Origin of the sequence: Pseudomonas sp. B21-054, assembly GCF_026016345.1 — a bacterium.
In the GTDB taxonomy this organism is placed as follows: Bacteria; Pseudomonadota; Gammaproteobacteria; order Pseudomonadales; family Pseudomonadaceae; genus Aquipseudomonas.
On sequence record NZ_CP087204.1, the window covers coordinates 944,562 to 962,739 of the forward strand.

Here is an 18,178-nt window from a genome sequence, read left to right on the forward strand (position 1 = left end):
ATGCGACGTATAGCTGTGATGGGCGCTGCGGGGCGCATGGGCAAGACGTTGGTCGAGGCGGTGCAGCAGCGCTCGCCACTCTCAGGCCTGACGGCGGCTATCGTGCGGCCCGACAGTACCTTGGTCGGCGCCGATGCTGGCGAGCTGGCTTCGCTAGGGCGTATCGGCGTACCGATGACCGGCGGCCTGGAGAAGGTGCTCGATGAGTTTGATGTCCTGATCGATTTCACGCTGCCGGACGTGATGCTCAAGAACCTTGCCATTTGCCGTAAGAATGGCAAGGCGATGGTCATCGGCACCACGGGCCTGGACGCTGCGCAAAAGCAGTTGCTGGCCGATGCTGGCAAAGACATTCCGATCGTGTTCGCGGCGAACTTCAGCGTGGGGGTCAACCTGTCGCTGAAGTTGCTGGACATGGCGGCCCGGGTCTTGGGCGACGATGCGGATATCGAAATCATCGAGGCGCATCACCGCCACAAGATCGACGCGCCTTCGGGAACGGCCTTGCGCATGGGTGAAGTGATTGCCGATGCGCTGGGGCGCGATCTGCAGGAAGTGGCCGTGTACGGACGCCAGGGGCACACCGGTGCCCGTGCGCGAGACACCATTGGTTTCGCCACGGTACGCGGCGGTGACGTAGTGGGTGACCACACCGTGCTGTTCGCCACTGAAGGCGAGCGCCTGGAGATCACGCACAAGGCGTCGAGCCGGATGACCTTTGCCAAGGGTGCCGTTCGCGCTGCGCTGTGGCTGGAGGGTCGCGAGCCTGGTTTGTACGACATGCAGGACGTTCTCGACCTGCGCTGATGTCATTGGGCGCGGGGTTCAGGTTATACTGAGCCCCCGTTTTACACCGCTTCGCGACGGCCTGTCGCATTCCCCTGCCTTTAAGGCTCATTAGCGGTGGACCAAAAAAGCCTTTTTCTGTAAGCTACAGCTTTAGTGTGTCCACTAAAAGCGCGCAGAATAATTCAGTGAAGAAGCGGGGTGACGTGTCCATACGTCACTCCGCTTTTTTACAACCTGCGATCGCCCTTTCAGGCTTTATTTACGGGAGGTCTTCTTGACTAAGCCAGCCATACTCGCCCTTGCTGATGGCAGCATTTTTCGCGGCGAAGCCATTGGAGCCGACGGTCAGACCGTTGGTGAGGTGGTGTTTAACACCGCAATGACCGGCTATCAGGAAATTCTTACCGATCCTTCCTACGCCCAGCAAATCGTTACCCTGACTTACCCGCACATCGGCAACACCGGCACCACGCCGGAAGACGCCGAGTCCGATCGTGTATGGTCCGCCGGCCTGGTCATCCGTGACTTGCCGCTGGTAGCGAGCAACTGGCGTAACACGATGTCCCTGTCCGACTACCTGAAAGCCAACAATGTCGTGGCGATCGCCGGTATCGACACCCGTCGCCTGACCCGCATCCTGCGGGAAAAAGGCGCGCAGAACGGCTGCATCATGGCCGGCGACAACATTTCCGAAGAAGCCGCCATCGCCGCAGCCCAAGGTTTTCCAGGCCTCAAGGGCATGGACCTGGCGAAAGTCGTCAGCACCAAGAAGCCGTACGAGTGGCGCTCCACGGTCTGGGACTTGAAAACCGACAGTCACGCTACGATCGAAGCCTCCGAGCTGCCGTACCACGTGGTCGCGTACGACTACGGCGTCAAGCTGAACATCCTGCGCATGCTGGTGGAGCGTGGTTGCCGCGTGACCGTGGTGCCTGCGCAAACCCCGGCCGCCGAGGTACTGGCCCTCAAGCCCGACGGCGTGTTCCTGTCCAACGGCCCTGGTGACCCTGAGCCTTGCGACTACGCGATCCAGGCGATCAAGGACGTGCTGGAAACCGAGATCCCGGTGTTTGGCATCTGCCTCGGTCACCAGTTGCTGGCCCTCGCTTCGGGCGCCAAGACCTTGAAGATGGGGCACGGCCACCACGGTGCCAACCACCCGGTGCAGGACCTGGACACCGGCGTGGTGATGATCACCAGCCAGAACCACGGTTTTGCGGTGGATGAAGCGACCTTGCCGGCCAACGTGCGTGCGATCCATAAGTCGCTGTTCGACGGCACGCTGCAAGGCATCGAGCGTACCGACAAGAGCGCGTTCAGCTTCCAGGGCCACCCTGAAGCGAGCCCGGGCCCGAACGATGTGGCGCCGCTGTTCGATCGCTTCATCAATGAGATGGCCAAGCGACGCTGACCGCGTGAAGCCCGATGGCGGCCCCTAGCGCGGCGGCCCCTTCGGGCGCTTCAAAGATTGTTCGACGGCCTAGCCGACTGACCTGCGGATTTGAGTGACAAACCCATGCCAAAACGTACAGACATAAAAAGCATCCTGATTCTCGGCGCTGGCCCGATCGTGATCGGCCAGGCCTGCGAATTCGACTACTCCGGCGCCCAGGCCTGTAAAGCCCTGCGCGAAGAGGGTTACCGCGTCATCCTGGTGAACTCCAACCCGGCCACCATCATGACCGACCCGGCCATGGCCGACGCTACCTACATCGAGCCGATCAAGTGGCAGACCGTTGCCAAGATCATCGAGAAGGAGCGCCCGGACGCGCTGCTGCCGACCATGGGTGGCCAGACCGCGCTCAACTGCGCCCTGGACCTGGAACGCGAAGGCGTCCTGGAGAAGTTCGGTGTGGAAATGATCGGCGCCAACGCCGACACCATCGACAAGGCTGAAGACCGTTCGCGTTTCGACAAGGCGATGAAATCCATTGGCCTGGACTGCCCTCGCTCGGGCATCGCCCACAGCATGGAAGAGGCCAACGCCGTCCTGGAACGCCTCGGCTTCCCCTGCATCATCCGTCCGTCCTTCACCATGGGCGGCACCGGTGGTGGTATCGCCTACAACCGTGAAGAATTCGAAGAAATCTGCGCCCGTGGTCTCGACTTGTCACCGACCAAGGAACTGCTGATCGACGAATCCCTGATCGGCTGGAAAGAATATGAAATGGAAGTTGTCCGCGACAAAAAGGACAACTGCATCATCGTCTGCTCCATCGAAAACTTCGACCCGATGGGCGTGCACACTGGCGACTCGATTACCGTCGCGCCGGCCCAGACCCTGACTGACAAGGAATACCAGATCCTGCGTAACGCCTCCCTGGCGGTATTGCGTGAGATCGGCGTGGAAACCGGTGGCTCCAACGTCCAGTTCGGCATTTGCCCGAACACCGGTCGCATGGTGGTCATCGAGATGAACCCGCGGGTATCCCGTTCCTCGGCCCTGGCCTCCAAGGCCACCGGTTTCCCGATTGCCAAGGTTGCCGCCAAGCTGGCCGTGGGCTACACCCTGGACGAGCTGTCGAACGACATCACCGGCGGCAAGACCCCGGCGTCCTTCGAACCGTCCATCGACTACGTCGTCACCAAGCTGCCACGTTTCGCCTTCGAGAAATTCGCCAAGGCCGACGCCCGCCTGACCACCCAGATGAAGTCGGTCGGTGAAGTCATGGCCATCGGCCGGACCTTCCAGGAGTCCCTGCAGAAAGCCCTGCGCGGCCTGGAAGTGGGCGTCTGTGGCCTCGATCCGAAGCTGGACCTGAACGACCCGGAAAGCATGAGCGTGCTCAAGCGCGAGCTGACCGTGCCGGGTGCTGAGCGCATCTGGTACGTGGCCGATGCCTTCCGCGCCGGCATGACCGTCGAGCAGATCTTCGGCATGAACATGATCGACCCTTGGTTCCTGGTACAGATCGAAGATCTGATCAAGGAAGAAGAGAAGGTCAAGACCCTGGGCATGTCCAGCATCGATCACGACACGATGTTCCGCCTCAAGCGCAAGGGCTTCTCCGATATGCGCCTGGCCAAGCTGCTGGGTGTGACCGAGAAGAGCCTGCGGGCCCATCGCCACAAGCTGGAAGTGTTCCCGGTCTACAAGCGCGTCGACACCTGCGCGGCCGAGTTCGCCACCGACACCGCTTACCTGTACTCCACGTATGAAGAAGAGTGCGAAGCCGCGCCATCGACCCGCGACAAGATCATGATCCTGGGCGGCGGTCCTAACCGGATCGGCCAGGGTATCGAGTTCGACTACTGCTGCGTACACGCGGCACTGGCCCTGCGCGATGACGGGTACGAGACCATCATGGTCAACTGCAACCCGGAAACCGTGTCCACCGACTACGACACCTCTGATCGCCTGTACTTCGAGCCGGTGACCCTGGAAGACGTGCTGGAAATCGTCCGTGTCGAGAAGCCCAAGGGCGTGATCGTCCAGTACGGTGGCCAGACGCCTCTGAAACTGGCCCGTGCCCTTGAAGCCGCCGGCGTGCCGATCATCGGTACCAGCCCGGATGCGATCGACCGTGCCGAAGACCGTGAGCGTTTCCAGCAGATGGTCGAGCGCCTGAACCTGCGTCAGCCGCCAAACGCCACCGTGCGCAGCGAGGACGAAGCGATTCGTGCCGCGGCCAAGATCGGTTACCCGCTGGTGGTGCGTCCGTCCTATGTGCTGGGCGGTCGTGCGATGGAAATCGTCTATCAGGAAGACGAGCTCAAGCGCTACCTGCGCGAAGCGGTCCAGGTGTCCAACGACAGCCCGGTGCTGCTGGATCACTTCCTCAACTGCGCCATCGAAATGGACGTGGATGCGGTCAGCGACGGCAAGGACGTGGTGATCGGCGCGATCATGCAGCACATCGAGCAGGCCGGTGTTCACTCCGGTGACTCCGCTTGCTCCCTGCCACCCTACTCGTTGCCGGCTCACATCCAGGACGAGATGCGCGAACAGGTCAAGAAAATGGCCCTGGAGCTGGGTGTCATCGGCCTGATGAACGTGCAACTGGCCCTGCAGGGCGAGGACATCTACGTCATCGAAGTCAACCCGCGCGCTTCCCGTACCGTACCGTTCGTCTCCAAGTGCATCGGTGTTTCCCTGGCGATGATCGCTGCACGGGTCATGGCCGGCAAAACCCTGAAAGAGCTGAACTTCACCAAGGAAATCATCCCGAACTTCTACAGCGTGAAGGAGGCGGTATTCCCATTCGCCAAGTTCCCTGGAGTAGACCCGATCCTCGGCCCGGAAATGAAGTCCACCGGTGAAGTGATGGGCGTGGGTGATACCTTCGGCGAAGCCTTCGCCAAGGCCCAGATGGGCGCCAGCGAAGTGCTGCCGACTGGCGGCACGGCGTTCATCAGCGTGCGTGATGACGACAAGCCACTGGTTGCAGGCGTGGCTCGTGATCTGATCAACTTGGGCTTTGAAGTGGTCGCCACGGCCGGTACCGCCAAGCTGATCGAAGCGGCTGGCCTGAAAGTGCGCCGCGTGAACAAGGTGACCGAGGGGCGTCCGCACGTGGTCGACATGATCAAGAATGACGAAGTCACGCTGATCATCAACACCACGGAAGGTCGTCAGTCGATTGCCGACTCCTATTCCATTCGTCGCAATGCGCTGCAGCACAAGATCTACTGCACCACGACCATTGCTGCGGGCGAAGCGATCTGCGAAGCGCTCAAGTTCGGTCCGGAGAAGACCGTACGTCGCTTGCAGGATCTACATGCAGGATTGAAGGCATGAGCATAACCAAGTACCCGATGACTGTTCAGGGCGCGAAGGCCCTGGAAGAAGAACACGCCCACCTGACCAAGGTCGTTCGTCCAAAGCTCAGCCAGGACATCGGTACGGCCCGGGAGCTGGGTGACCTGAAGGAAAACGCCGAATACCACGCTGCTCGCGAGCAGCAGGGTATGGTCGAGGCGCGTATCCGTGACATCGAAGGCCGCATGCAGAACGCGGTCGTCATCGATGTCACGACGATTCCGCACACCGGCAAGGTGATCTTTGGTACCACCGTGGAAATCGCTAACGTCGAGACCGATGAAAGCGTCACTTACCAGATCGTTGGCGAGGACGAGGCAGACATCAAGCTCGGCAAGATTTCCGTTGGTTCGCCTATCGCTCGCGCCTTGATTGCCAAGGAAGAGGGTGATGTGGTGGCTGTGAAGACGCCGAGCGGCGTCATCGAGTATGAGATTGTCGAAGTCCGTCATATCTGAACGAAGGCGCCCGCTACGTGCCGGCGCCATGATTTGGCAGCTCACCCAGATGTTGTGGGTGGGCGGTCTTTGGCTGTTGCACGTCGGTCTGATGCCGGTATTGGGTCGAATCGGCCTGGCACCGCTGCTCATCGATGAAATCACAGGCATGCTGACGGCGCTGCTGGTGGGGTTTTCCGCGGCATGTGTGGTGTTTCAGGCGTTGGTGCTGGTTCAGGCCGAGGGCCTTGCCAGTCTATGGCGTGACATCCGTGGGCAATTGCTGCTCATGTCGCTGTACGCGTGTGGGATGTTTTTTGCGGTGCGTCTCGGCTGGCCGGAAGCGAGCCAGTGGCAGGTATTCAGTTACCTGGTGCTGGGTTTTTCCGGTTTGGTGCTGGTGATGCAGCCGGTGCCCGGATGGGGTGGCAGGGTGCGCGAAGCACACCCTTGACCCTTTGGTGTCACTTGAAGCGGTGAACGTTCGACAGTTGCTTGTTGACGCTGAAATTCTTGCGATAAATCAGCGCCATCTTGCCGATGACCTGTACCAGGTCTGCCTTGCCGGTCTTGCACAGTTCGGCAACGGCAGCCAGGCGGGCTTCGCGGTCGAGGATGTTGAGCTTGATCTTGATCAGCTCGTGATCGCTCAATGCGCGTTCCAGTTCGGCGAGTACGCCTTCAGTCAAACCGTTGTCAGCCACAGTCAAAACCGGTTTCAGATGGTGGCCAATGGATTTGTATTGTTTCTTCTGCTCTTGAGTGAGCGGCATAATCTGACCCCTGCGTCTGATCTTGTAAAAAGCGGCGGCCAGTTTACCCGAGCGAGTCCGGGACCGCCCACTTAATCACGACCCGTTTTATTTTTAGAGGTGGCCCGTGGCCCGTTCCAAGACTAGCCAGAACTGGCTCAGAGAGCATTTCAACGATCCGTACGTCAAAATGGCGCAAAAAGACGGCTATCGTTCGCGTGCCAGCTATAAATTGCTGGAGATCCAGGAAAAGGATCGTCTGATCCGTCCAGGCATGACCGTGATTGACCTCGGCGCTGCGCCAGGTGGATGGTCCCAGGTGACCAGTCGTCTGATCGGCGGCCAGGGGCGGTTGATCGCCTCCGATATCCTGGAAATGGACAGCATCCCTGATGTGACCTTCATCCAGGGCGATTTCACCGAAGACGCCGTGCTGGCAAAAATTCTGGAGGCTGTCGGAAATACGCAGGTGGACCTTGTGATTTCCGATATGGCCCCCAATATGAGTGGATTAGCGGCTGTCGACATGCCTCGTGCGATGTTCCTCAGCGAGCTGGCCCTGGATCTTGCCGGGCGGGTTTTGCGACCGGGTGGCGATTTTTTGATCAAGGTCTTCCAGGGGGAAGGCTTCGACCAGTACCACAAAGGCATGCGCAAACTGTTCGATAAGGTGCAAATGCGCAAGCCATTGTCGTCGCGCGACCGCTCTCGCGAGCAGTATCTGCTGGCGCGGGGCTTTCGCGGAATTGAAGGCGCAGCCAGCGATGAGCGTCTTTAATACGGGTCGATAGTTTTTTTTGTCTCGCATTGCGAAAGTCGTGTAACGAAAATTACGCGGTCAAAGTTTCACAAAGGGTTACAGACGGCGCCTGCCAGAGTCGTAGGTAATGTAGTAAGTTAGGCCGGTGAATATCATGCGAAGCGCGCGCCAATAGCGGAGCTTGCTTCAGAGGGTAGTTAATTGAACGATATGGCAAAGAATCTGATCCTGTGGTTGATCATCGCCGCTGTCCTTGTGACCGTGATGAACAACTTCTCCAGCCCTAACGAGCCGCAGACCCTCAACTATTCCGACTTCATCCAGCAGGTCAAGGATGGCAAGGTCGAGCGCGTAGCCGTCGATGGCTATGTGATTACCGGCAAGCGCACCGACGGTGACAGCTTCAAGACCATTCGTCCGGCGATCCAGGACAACGGCCTGATCGGCGACCTGGTGGACAATCATGTCGTGGTCGAAGGCAAGCAGCCTGAGCAGCAAAGCATCTGGACCCAGCTCCTGGTTGCCAGCTTCCCGATCCTGGTGATCATCGCGGTGTTCATGTTCTTCATGCGCCAGATGCAGGGTGGTGCGGGCGGCAAGGGCGGACCGATGAGCTTCGGTAAAAGCAAGGCCCGGCTGCTCTCTGAAGATCAGGTAAAAACTACCCTGGCCGACGTCGCGGGTTGCGATGAAGCCAAGGAAGAGGTCGGTGAACTGGTCGAATTCCTGCGCGATCCAGGCAAGTTCCAACGCCTGGGTGGCCGCATTCCACGCGGCGTGCTGATGGTAGGCCCGCCGGGTACCGGTAAAACCCTGCTGGCCAAGGCGATTGCCGGCGAAGCCAAGGTGCCGTTCTTCACGATTTCCGGTTCCGACTTCGTTGAGATGTTTGTCGGCGTGGGTGCCAGCCGTGTTCGTGACATGTTCGAGCAGGCCAAGAAGCACGCACCGTGCATCATTTTCATCGACGAAATCGACGCCGTGGGTCGCCATCGTGGCGCTGGCATGGGTGGCGGTCACGACGAGCGCGAACAGACCCTCAACCAGTTGCTGGTCGAGATGGACGGTTTCGAAATGAATGACGGCATCATCGTGATTGCCGCCACCAACCGTCCGGACGTGCTCGACCCTGCCTTGTTGCGTCCTGGTCGCTTCGACCGCCAGGTTGTGGTGGGGTTGCCGGATATTCGTGGTCGTGAACAGATCCTCAAGGTCCACATGCGCAAAGTGCCAATGGGTGACGACGTCGCTCCGGCCGTTATTGCCCGTGGTACGCCGGGTTTCTCCGGTGCCGACCTGGCGAACCTGGTCAACGAAGCTTCGCTGTTTGCCGCTCGTACCGGCAAGCGCGTCGTTGAAATGAAAGAATTCGAACTGGCCAAGGACAAGATCATGATGGGCGCGGAGCGCAAATCCATGGTCATGTCGGAGAAAGAAAAGCAGAACACGGCCTACCACGAGGCGGGTCATGCGATCGTCGGTCGCGTGGTGCCTGAGCACGATCCTGTCTATAAGGTCTCGATCATCCCGCGTGGTCGTGCCTTGGGTGTGACCATGTTCCTGCCGGAAGAAGATCGCTACAGCCTGTCCAAGCGCGCGTTGATCAGCCAGATCTGCTCGCTGTACGGCGGCCGTATTGCCGAGGAAATGACGCTGGGCTTCGACGGTGTGACCACTGGCGCATCCAACGACATCATGCGTGCCAGCCAGATTGCCCGGAACATGGTCACCAAGTGGGGCCTGTCCGAGAAGCTGGGGCCGCTGATGTATGCCGAAGAAGAGGGCGAAGTGTTCCTGGGTCGTGGCGGCGGTGGCCAGCATGCCAGTTTCTCCGGTGAGACGGCCAAGCTGATCGACTCTGAAGTCCGCAGCATCATCGACCAATGTTACGGCACCGCCCGGCAGATCCTGACGGACAACCGTGACAAGCTCGATGCCATGGCCGATGCCCTGATGAAGTACGAAACCATTGATGCCGAGCAGATCGACGACATCATGGCGGGCCGTGTGCCTCGCGAACCTCGCGATTGGTCCGGCGGCACCGGTACCTCGGGTACGCCTCCGGCAGTGCAGGGCGAGCGGCCCGAAACCCCGATCGGCGGTCCGGCTGCTGACGTTTAAGGCTTGAAATGACTTCTGTTCAGTCCTCGACCCGGTTGCCTTGCGGCAACCGGGTTCTTGATTTGGCCCATACGCATGTCATGGGCATTCTCAATGTCACGCCCGATTCCTTTTCCGATGGTGGACGGTTCAGCCAGCTCGATGCTGCGCTGCGGCATGCCGAGGCGATGGTGGCGGCCGGTGCGACGCTGATCGACGTCGGCGGCGAATCGACCCGTCCGGGCGCGCGAGCGGTCTCGCCTACCGAAGAGCTGGAACGCGTCGCGCCGATTGTCGAGCGCATACATCGCGAGCTCGATGTCATTATCTCGGTCGATACATCCACGCCGGCGGTCATGCGTGAGACTGCGCGACTGGGTGCGGGCCTGATCAACGATGTGCGATCCCTGCAGCGCGATGGCGCCCTGGATGCCGCGGCGGCCACCGGGTTGCCGGTTTGCCTGATGCATATGCTCGGCGAGCCCGGCACCATGCAGAATGACCCGCACTATCAGGACGTGACCAGGGAAGTCGGTGAGTTTCTGGCGGAGCGTTTGAATCAGTGCGTGGCGGTGGGCATTCCCGTCGAACGGATCGTTCTTGATCCAGGGTTTGGCTTTGCCAAGACGCTGGCTCACAATCTAAGCCTGTTCAAGCACATGGACGCCTTGCATGCCCTGGGGCGCCCCCTGTTGGTCGGGGTTTCGCGAAAGAGCATGATAGGCAATGCCTTGGGTCGTCCGGTGGGAGAACGCCTTTATGGTGGTCTTGCGCTCGCTGCCTTGGCCATCGCAAAAGGTGCGCGCATATTGCGGGTGCATGATGTGGCCGAAACAATGGATGTTGTGCGGATGATCGCAGCAGTGGATTCAGCCGAATAAGAATGACGGAGCACTTATGAGCAAGAAATATTTTGGCACCGACGGTATCCGTGGTCGGGTCGGTGAATACCCCATTACCCCTGATTTCATGCTCAAGCTCGGTTGGGCGGCTGGTATGGCGTTCCGCAAAATGGGCGCCTGCAAGGTGCTGGTTGGCAAGGACACGCGCATTTCCGGTTATATGTTCGAATCGGCTCTGGAGGCTGGCCTGACTTCGGCGGGGGCCGATGTAATGCTGCTGGGGCCGATGCCGACGCCTGCCATCGCGTACCTGACGCGCACGTTCCAGGCGCAGGCGGGTATCGTGATCAGTGCCTCGCACAACCCCCATGATGACAACGGCATCAAGTTCTTCTCCGGCCAGGGCACCAAGCTGCCGGATGAAATCGAGCTGATGATCGAAGAGCTGCTGGATACGCCGATGACTGTGGTTGAGTCGAGCAAGATCGGTAAAGTGTCGCGGATCAACGATGCGTCGGGGCGCTACATCGAGTTCTGCAAAGGCAGTGTGCCGACCGGTACCAGCTTTTCGGGGCTGAAAATCGTCGTCGATTGTGCTCATGGCGCGACCTATAAAGTCGCGCCGAGCGTATTTCGCGAGCTGGGGGCCGAAGTGGTCGTGCTCTCCGCCCAGCCAAACGGGCTGAACATCAACCACAACTGTGGTTCCACCCATACCGAGGCGTTGCAGGCTGCGGTGCTGGCTGAGCACGCTGATCTGGGGATTGCTTTCGATGGCGACGGTGATCGGGTCCTGATGGTCGATCACACCGGTACGGTCGTCGATGGCGATGAGCTGCTATTTATCATCGCCCGCGATCTGCACACGCGCGGCAAGCTGCAGGGCGGAGTGGTCGGTACGCTGATGAGCAATCTCGGACTCGAGCTGGCCTTGGCGGACCTGGATATTCCCTTTGTGCGAGCCAATGTGGGCGACCGCTATGTGATCTCGGAGCTGCTGGAGCGCAACTGGCTGATCGGCGGCGAGAACTCCGGCCATATCGTGTGCTTCGACCATACCACCACCGGTGATGCGATCATTGCGGCCCTGCAGGTGCTGATGGCACTCAAGGCGCGCAACGAAGGGCTCGCACAGTCGCGCCAGGCATTGCGTAAATGCCCGCAAGTGTTGATCAACGTGCGTTTCGGTGGCGGTGTAAACCCTCTCGAACATGCAGAGGTCATGCAGGCCAGCGAGCGTGTGACAGAGGCGATGGCCGGGCGTGGGCGCGTGTTGTTGCGCAAGTCCGGCACAGAGCCTTTGGTGCGCGTCATGGTCGAAGGTGAGGATGAAGCGCAAGTTCGCGGTTACGCCGAAGAGCTGGCAAAACTGGTTACTGAAGTTTCTGCCTGAATTCGGCTTGCCAGTCATGAATCGGTTGGGTAACATCTGCGCCCACTTTGACCGACGAGGTACAGCATGCGTCGCCCTATGGTAGCTGGTAACTGGAAGATGCACGGTACCCGCGCCAGCGTCGCTGAGCTGATCAAAGGCCTTCGTCATCTGGCCTTGCCAAGCGGTGTTGATGTCGCGGTATTCCCGCCTTGCTTGTATATCAATCAAGTGATTGATGGCTTGAAGGGTAAGTCGATTTCGGTCGGCGCGCAGAACTCTGCGGTGGAATCCATGCAAGGCGCGTTGACCGGTGAGATTGCGCCGAGTCAATTGGTGGATGCAGGTTGCTCCCTGGTCCTGATTGGACACTCCGAGCGTCGCCAGATCATGGGCGAGCAGGATAAGGCCCTGATTCGCAAATTTTCTGCGGCTCAGGCCTGTGGTCTGATCCCGGTGCTGTGCGTAGGGGAAACCCAGGAACAGCGCGAGGCCGGAAAGACTCTTGAAGTTGTCGGGCGTCAGCTGGGTGGCATCATCGAAGAGCTGGGTGTCGATGCTTTTGCAAAGGCAGTCATTGCCTACGAGCCAGTCTGGGCCATTGGCACCGGGCTGACTGCTTCGCCGCAACAAGCGCAGGATGTGCACGCCGCCATCCGCGCGCAGTTGGCGGCAGAGAATTCTGAAGTGGCACGAGGTGTGCGACTTCTATACGGCGGCAGCGTGAAGGCGGCCAATGCGGTCGAACTGTTCGGCATGCCGGATATCGATGGGGGGCTCATTGGTGGAGCGTCCCTGAATGCAGATGAGTTCGGTGCGATCTGTCGCGCCGCGGGAAACTGAAAAAATGCTGGAAACAGTCGTAGTCGTTTTTCATCTGCTGGGCGCGCTGGGTGTAGTTGCTCTCGTATTGCTGCAGCAGGGTAAAGGTGCGGATGCTGGTGCGTCTTTCGGTGCAGGTGCTTCAAATACTGTATTCGGAAGCCAAGGTTCCTCTACCTTTCTTAGTAAGTTTACTGCTATACTCGCCGCCGGTTTCTTCATAACCAGCTTGGGGTTAGGTTACTTTGCTAAAGAGAAAGCTCATGAGCTGACTCAAGTAGGTTTGCCAAACCCAGCGGTGTTGGAAGCGCCAAAGCAACAACCGGCTTCTGATGATGTCCCGGTGCTTCAAGAGCAAAAGTCGGCCAATCCGGCGACTGACGTGCCTCCAGCTCAAGAGCAGAAGTAAGAAGGTTTCAAACGCTGTATTGCCGAGGTGGTGGAATTGGTAGACACGCAACCTTGAGGTGGTTGTGCCCATAGGGTGTAGGGGTTCGAGTCCCCTTCTCGGTACCAATTATCAGGAGAGCCCGCGATTGCGGGCTTTCTTGTAGGTGGAAGGGTTACATTGACCCTGTAAGGGATCGGTCGTATACTTCCGCCCCAGCTTTGTCGCGGGATGGAGCAGTCTGGTAGCTCGTCGGGCTCATAACCCGAAGGTCGTCGGTTCAAATCCGGCTCCCGCAACCAGTTTCAGGGGCCCCTTCCAAGGGGCTTTTTGTTAGCTGGACACTTTATAACGCCGCTGTTCGACGGCGTTTCAGGGATGGGCGATTCGCCCATTTTTTTTTATTTGCACAGCATGCACAAACATGCACGAGGGGGTTCAGGTGTCGAGCAAGCTAGAACAGTTGCAGGCCTTGTTGGCCCCGGTGGTCGTGGCCCTTGGCTATGAATGCTGGGGTATTGAGTTTTCGGCTCAAGGTCGCCACTCACTGTTGCGCGTTTATATCGATAAGGAAGGCGGCGTGTTGGTGGATGATTGCGCCATCGTCAGCCGTCAGATCAGCGGTGTATTGGATGTCGAAGATCCAATCACCTCCGAATACACCCTTGAAGTTTCCTCGCCTGGCATGGAACGCCCTCTGTTCACCCTTGAACAGTTCGCTTCGTTTGCCGGTGAACAAGTGAAAATCAAGCTGCGCTCGCCCTTCGAAGGCCGACGCAACTTTCAAGGCCTTCTGCGCGGTGTAGAAGAGCAGGACGTCGTGGTGCAGGTAGAAGACCATGAGTTCCTGTTGCCGATCGATATGATCGACAAGGCCAACATTATTCCCAGTTTTGACTGATACGTGCCAGATACTGCGGATCCCGCGGATCCAATGGCTTGCGAAAGGCGAGGCGTACGATGAGCAAAGAAGTACTGCTGGTTGTTGAGTCGGTATCCAATGAAAAGGGCGTACCGGCTAACGTTATTTTTGAAGCGCTGGAGTTGGCCCTGGCCACTGCCACTAAAAAGCGGTTTGAAGACGAAGTTGATTTGCGTGTGGAAATCAATCGCCACACCGGTGCCTATGAGACCTTCCGTCGCTGGACGGTGGTCGAAGAAGCCGACCTGGACGATCCGGCTATCGAAACCTGGCCAAGCAAGGTTGCAGAAACGCATCCTGGCGCCAAGGTCGGTGATGTCGTCGAAGAAAAGATCGAGTCCATCGAGTTCGGTCGCATCGCTGCACAGACTGCCAAGCAGGTCATTGTGCAAAAAGTTCGCGAAGCCGAGCGTGCACAAGTCGTCGACGCCTATCGCGAGCGCCTGGGGGAAATCATCTCCGGCACCGTGAAAAAAGTCACCCGCGACAACGTGATCGTCGACCTGGGCAACAACGCCGAAGCGTTGCTGGCCCGTGAAGACATCATTTCTCGCGAAACTTTCCGGGTTGGCGTGCGCCTGCGCGCGCTGCTCAAGGAAATCCGCACCGAGAACCGCGGCCCACAGTTGATCCTGTCGCGTACTGCGCCGGAAATGCTGATCGAGTTGTTCCGCATCGAAGTGCCGGAAATTGCTGAAGGCCTGATCGAAGTAATGGCTGCCTCCCGTGATCCGGGTTCGCGTGCCAAGATCGCGGTCCGCTCCAAGGACAAACGCATCGACCCGCAAGGTGCCTGCATTGGCATGCGCGGTTCGCGTGTCCAGGCCGTATCCGGCGAGTTGGGCGGCGAGCGCGTGGACATCGTCCTGTGGGACGACAACCCGGCTCAGTTCGTGATCAATGCCATGTCGCCAGCTGAAGTGGCGGCAATTATCGTTGACGAAGATGCCCATGCCATGGACATCGCCGTTGGCGCAGACAATCTCGCTCAGGCCATCGGTCGCGGTGGTCAGAACGTGCGTCTGGCCAGCCAGTTGACCGGCTGGACCCTGAACGTGATGACCGAATCGGACATCCAGGCTAAGCAGCAAGCTGAAACCGGCGACATCCTGCGCAACTTCATCGACGAGCTGGAAGTCGACGAAGAGCTGGCACAGGTGCTGGTGGATGAAGGCTTTACCAGCCTGGAAGAGATTGCCTACGTACCGGTGGAAGAAATGCTCAACATCGACGGCTTTGACGAGGAAATCGTCAACGAGCTTCGCGCTCGGGCCAAGGATCGTTTGTTGACCAAAGCTATCGCTACTGAGGAAAAGCTGGCAGACGCCCATCCGGCCGAAGACCTGCTCTCGCTTGAGGGCATGGACAAGGATTTGGCGATGGAACTGGCGGTGCGCGGCGTAATTACCCGCGAAGACCTGGCCGAGCAGTCTATTGACGATCTGCTCGACATCGACGGCATTGACGATGATCGTGCCGGCAAGTTGATCATGGCCGCCCGAGCCCACTGGTTCGAGTAATTAGGCGCGGCCTGAGGAGAGAAGTGCATGACGCAAGTCACGGTGAAACAACTGGCCGATGAGGTCAAAACACCGGTAGAGCGCCTGTTGCAGCAGATGCGTGAGGCAGGTCTGCCGCACACCGCCGCCGAGGAACATGTGACCGACAGTGAGAAGCAGTCCCTGCTGACTCACTTGAAGAGCAGTCACAAGGCGAAAGTGGAAGAACCGCGCAAGATCACTCTGCAGCGTAAAACCACCAGCACCCTGCGTGTTGCCGGTAGCAAAAGCATCAGCGTTGAAGTACGCAAGAAGAAAGTCTTCGTACAGCGCAGCCCGGAAGAAATCGAAGCCGAGCGCAAACGCGAACTGGAAGAACGTCGCGCAGTAGAAAATGCTGCCCGTCAGAAGGCTGAAGAAGAAGCCAAGCGTCGCGCCGAAGAAGAAGCGCGTCGCCAGCCTGCTGCTGCGCAATCCGCTCCGGTCGAAGCCGTTGCGGCGCCTGCCGCAGTCGCCGAGCCTGTGCGTGAAAGCGCACCGGTCGTGGCGGCAGCGCCTGCATCTGCACCTGCGGCTGATACCCGCAAGCGCGATGAACAGCGTCGTCCGGACAAACCGCGTGCCGACGACAACCGTCGTGGCAGTGGCGATGGCGAGCGCAAAAACGCTCCTCATCGTGCCTCGGTCAAGGAAAAGGCGCCGGCACCACGCGTTGCGCCACGTACCACCGACGAAGAAAGCGATGGCTTCCGTCGCGGCGGTCGCGGCAAGGCCAAGCTGAAGAAACGCAACGCCCACGGTTTCCAGAGCCCTACCGGCCCTGTCGTGCGTGAAGTGAAGATCGGCGAGACCATCACTGTGGGCGATCTGGCCCAACAGATGTCGGTCAAGGCTGCTGAAATCATCAAGTTCATGTTCAAGCTGGGTACGCCGGCCACCATCAACCAGGTACTGGATCAGGAAACTGCCCAACTGGTTGCCGAAGAGCTGGGCCACAAAGTGACCCTGGTCAGCGACACGGCCCTGGAAGATTCCCTGGCCGAGTCCCTGAAGTTTGAAGGTGAGGCGGTTTCCCGTGCACCGGTCGTGACCGTAATGGGCCACGTTGACCACGGTAAAACCTCCCTGCTCGACTATATCCGTCGTGCGAAGGTTGCGGCAGGTGAGGCTGGCGGCATTACCCAGCACATCGGCGCCTACCACGTTGAAACCGACCGCGGCATGGTGACGTTCCTCGACACCCCGGGTCACGCCGCGTTTACCGCGATGCGTGCCCGTGGTGCCAAGGCGACCGACATTGTGATCCTGGTGGTTGCGGCGGACGACGGCGTGATGCCACAAACCATCGAAGCGGTCCAGCATGCCAAGGCAGCTGGCGTGCCTCTGGTGGTTGCGGTGAACAAGATCGACAAGCCGGGTGCCGACCTCGATCGCATCCGTAGCGAACTGTCGGTGCACGGTGTGACTTCCGAAGAGTGGGGTGGCGACACTCCATTCGTACCGGTCTCCGCGAAGATGGGTACCGGCGTTGACGAACTGCTCGAAGCCGTTCTGTTGCAAGCCGAAGTCCTGGAACTGACCGCTACACCTTCGGCCCCAGGCCGTGGTGTGGTCGTTGAGTCCCGTCTCGACAAGGGCCGTGGCCCGGTTGCGACCGTCCTGGTTCAAGACGGTACCCTGCGCCAAGGCGACATGGTGCTGGTCGGCTCGAACTATGGCCGTGTGCGCGCCATGCTCGACGAGAACGGCAAGTCCATCAAGGAAGCGGGTCCTGCGATTCCGGTCGAGATCCTCGGCCTGGACGGCACCCCGGATGCTGGCGACGAGATGAGCGTTGTGGCTGACGAGAAGAAAGCCCGTGAAGTGGCTCTGTTCCGTCAAGGCAAGTTCCGCGAAGTCAAACTGGCTCGCGCTCACGCCGGCAAGCTGGAAAACATCTTCGAGAACATGGGTCAGGAAGAGAAGAAGACGCTCAACATCGTCCTCAAATCCGACGTCCGTGGTTCGCTGGAAGCGTTGAACGGCGCCTTGAACGGCCTGGGTAACGACGAAGTGCAAGTGCGCGTGGTCGGTGGCGGTGTTGGTGGTATCACCGAATCCGACGCCAACCTGGCACTGGCCTCCAACGCTGTACTGTTCGGCTTCAACGTGCGTGCCGATGCTGGCGCTCGCAAGATCGTCGAGCAGGAAGGCCTGGATATGCGTTACTACAACGTGATCTACGACATCATCGAAGACGTCAAGAAAGCCCTGACCGGCATGTTGGGCAGCGATGTTCGCGAGAACATCCTGGGCGTGGCCGAAGTTCGCGACGTGTTCCGTTCGCCGAAGTTTGGCGCGATCGCCGGTTGCATGGTGATCGAGGGTGTCGTTCACCGTAACCGTCCGATCCGTGTACTGCGTGAAGACATCGTTATCTTCGAAGGCGAGCTGGAATCCCTGCGCCGCTTCAAGGATGACGCTTCCGAAGTACGTGCCGGCATGGAATGCGGTATTGGCGTCAAGAGCTACAACGACGTCAAGGTCGGCGACAAGATCGAAGTCTTCGAGAAGGTCCAGGTTGCTCGCAGCCTCTGACTCGCGCACTTCAAGAGCCACACCGGGCAGCCGCGTGAATACGCACTGCCTCGTGGGTGGACTCTAAACGCAACGCCCGGTCTGGCTTTTGTCAGGCCGGGCGTTTGCCGCTTTCAGACCTCACGGGTTTGACCGTGGGGCAGTAACAGGTAACAAGAC

Annotated in this window: 15 protein-coding genes and 2 tRNA genes; 16 read left to right on the forward strand and 1 reads right to left on the reverse strand. The window is 59.3% G+C overall.

The features are described 5' to 3' along the window. From dapB to LOY70_RS04045, 5 genes are all read left to right on the forward strand, one after another. The gene (dapB, locus tag LOY70_RS04025) at positions 1–807 is read left to right on the forward strand and encodes a 4-hydroxy-tetrahydrodipicolinate reductase (RefSeq protein WP_265033592.1); all 807 of its coding nucleotides are present in this window, start codon (positions 1–3) and stop codon (positions 805–807) included. Between the two features lie 256 nt (positions 808–1,063). After that, positions 1,064–2,200, forward strand: a complete 1,137-nt coding sequence (gene carA, locus LOY70_RS04030) for a glutamine-hydrolyzing carbamoyl-phosphate synthase small subunit (RefSeq protein WP_265033594.1) — start codon at positions 1,064–1,066, stop codon at positions 2,198–2,200. A gap of 105 nt (positions 2,201–2,305) precedes the next feature. Further along, a complete protein-coding gene (gene carB / locus LOY70_RS04035; RefSeq protein ID WP_123342831.1) occupies positions 2,306–5,527 on the forward strand; it encodes a carbamoyl-phosphate synthase large subunit in 3,222 nt (1,073 codons plus the stop codon). Positions 5,528–5,529: 2 nt separating this feature from the next. Further along, positions 5,530–6,006 (forward strand): transcription elongation factor GreA, encoded by a 477-nt coding sequence (greA, locus tag LOY70_RS04040; RefSeq protein ID WP_033046390.1) that lies wholly within the window; start codon positions 5,530–5,532, stop codon positions 6,004–6,006. Positions 6,007–6,034: 28 nt separating this feature from the next. Further along, positions 6,035–6,439: an MFS transporter gene (locus tag LOY70_RS04045; RefSeq protein WP_265033596.1), complete on the forward strand. Its 405-nt coding sequence runs from the start codon at positions 6,035–6,037 to the stop codon at positions 6,437–6,439. Positions 6,440–6,449: 10 nt separating this feature from the next. Here LOY70_RS04045 and LOY70_RS04050 read toward each other — a convergent pair whose 3' ends face one another. Further along, on the reverse strand, positions 6,450–6,758 hold the full coding sequence (locus tag LOY70_RS04050; RefSeq protein WP_003197704.1) for a YhbY family RNA-binding protein: 309 nt from the start codon (positions 6,756–6,758) through the stop codon (positions 6,450–6,452). A gap of 106 nt (positions 6,759–6,864) precedes the next feature. On the opposite strand from LOY70_RS04050, the gene rlmE reads away from it, so the two are divergent. From rlmE to infB, 11 genes are all read left to right on the forward strand, one after another. Continuing rightward, on the forward strand, positions 6,865–7,515 hold the full coding sequence (gene rlmE / locus LOY70_RS04055) for a 23S rRNA (uridine(2552)-2'-O)-methyltransferase RlmE (RefSeq protein ID WP_025211785.1): 651 nt from the start codon (positions 6,865–6,867) through the stop codon (positions 7,513–7,515). A gap of 192 nt (positions 7,516–7,707) precedes the next feature. Then, positions 7,708–9,618: an ATP-dependent zinc metalloprotease FtsH gene (gene ftsH, locus LOY70_RS04060; RefSeq protein WP_123342829.1), complete on the forward strand. Its 1,911-nt coding sequence runs from the start codon at positions 7,708–7,710 to the stop codon at positions 9,616–9,618. Positions 9,619–9,626: 8 nt separating this feature from the next. Then, positions 9,627–10,478, forward strand: coding sequence for a dihydropteroate synthase (folP, locus tag LOY70_RS04065; RefSeq protein ID WP_265033601.1), 852 nt, complete (start codon positions 9,627–9,629; stop codon positions 10,476–10,478). A 16-nt stretch (positions 10,479–10,494) separates the two neighbouring features. Continuing rightward, positions 10,495–11,832, forward strand: a complete 1,338-nt coding sequence (gene glmM, locus LOY70_RS04070) for a phosphoglucosamine mutase (RefSeq protein ID WP_265033603.1) — start codon at positions 10,495–10,497, stop codon at positions 11,830–11,832. A gap of 66 nt (positions 11,833–11,898) precedes the next feature. Continuing rightward, positions 11,899–12,654 (forward strand): triose-phosphate isomerase, encoded by a 756-nt coding sequence (gene tpiA / locus LOY70_RS04075; protein ID WP_265033604.1) that lies wholly within the window; start codon positions 11,899–11,901, stop codon positions 12,652–12,654. 4 nt (positions 12,655–12,658) lie between these two features. After that, the gene (secG, locus tag LOY70_RS04080) at positions 12,659–13,042 is read left to right on the forward strand and encodes a preprotein translocase subunit SecG (protein ID WP_025211789.1); all 384 of its coding nucleotides are present in this window, start codon (positions 12,659–12,661) and stop codon (positions 13,040–13,042) included. 21 nt (positions 13,043–13,063) lie between these two features. Next, positions 13,064–13,149 (forward strand) — tRNA-Leu (locus tag LOY70_RS04085). A gap of 97 nt (positions 13,150–13,246) precedes the next feature. Continuing rightward, a tRNA-Met gene (locus LOY70_RS04090) sits at positions 13,247–13,323 on the forward strand. Positions 13,324–13,463: 140 nt separating this feature from the next. Continuing rightward, a complete protein-coding gene (gene rimP, locus LOY70_RS04095; RefSeq protein ID WP_025211790.1) occupies positions 13,464–13,922 on the forward strand; it encodes a ribosome maturation factor RimP in 459 nt (152 codons plus the stop codon). Positions 13,923–13,981: 59 nt separating this feature from the next. Beyond that, positions 13,982–15,463: a transcription termination factor NusA gene (nusA, locus tag LOY70_RS04100; RefSeq protein ID WP_003197716.1), complete on the forward strand. Its 1,482-nt coding sequence runs from the start codon at positions 13,982–13,984 to the stop codon at positions 15,461–15,463. Positions 15,464–15,490: 27 nt separating this feature from the next. Then, positions 15,491–18,019, forward strand: a complete 2,529-nt coding sequence (gene infB / locus LOY70_RS04105) for a translation initiation factor IF-2 (RefSeq protein WP_123342825.1) — start codon at positions 15,491–15,493, stop codon at positions 18,017–18,019. The last annotated feature ends 159 nt before the right edge of the window (positions 18,020–18,178 follow it).

Coding starts and splice junctions, on each gene's coding strand:
- dapB (WP_265033592.1), top strand. CDS start 1: ATGCGACGTATAGCTGTGATGGGCGCTGCGGGGCGCATGGGCAAGACG.
- carB (WP_123342831.1), top strand. CDS start 2,306: ATGCCAAAACGTACAGACATAAAAAGCATCCTGATTCTCGGCGCTGGC.
- LOY70_RS04045 (WP_265033596.1), top strand. CDS start 6,035: ATGATTTGGCAGCTCACCCAGATGTTGTGGGTGGGCGGTCTTTGGCTG.
- LOY70_RS04050 (WP_003197704.1), bottom strand. CDS start 6,758: ATGCCGCTCACTCAAGAGCAGAAGAAACAATACAAATCCATTGGCCAC.
- ftsH (WP_123342829.1), top strand. CDS start 7,708: ATGGCAAAGAATCTGATCCTGTGGTTGATCATCGCCGCTGTCCTTGTG.
- folP (WP_265033601.1), top strand. CDS start 9,627: ATGACTTCTGTTCAGTCCTCGACCCGGTTGCCTTGCGGCAACCGGGTT.
- glmM (WP_265033603.1), top strand. CDS start 10,495: ATGAGCAAGAAATATTTTGGCACCGACGGTATCCGTGGTCGGGTCGGT.
- tpiA (WP_265033604.1), top strand. CDS start 11,899: ATGCGTCGCCCTATGGTAGCTGGTAACTGGAAGATGCACGGTACCCGC.
- secG (WP_025211789.1), top strand. CDS start 12,659: ATGCTGGAAACAGTCGTAGTCGTTTTTCATCTGCTGGGCGCGCTGGGT.
- nusA (WP_003197716.1), top strand. CDS start 13,982: ATGAGCAAAGAAGTACTGCTGGTTGTTGAGTCGGTATCCAATGAAAAG.
- infB (WP_123342825.1), top strand. CDS start 15,491: ATGACGCAAGTCACGGTGAAACAACTGGCCGATGAGGTCAAAACACCG.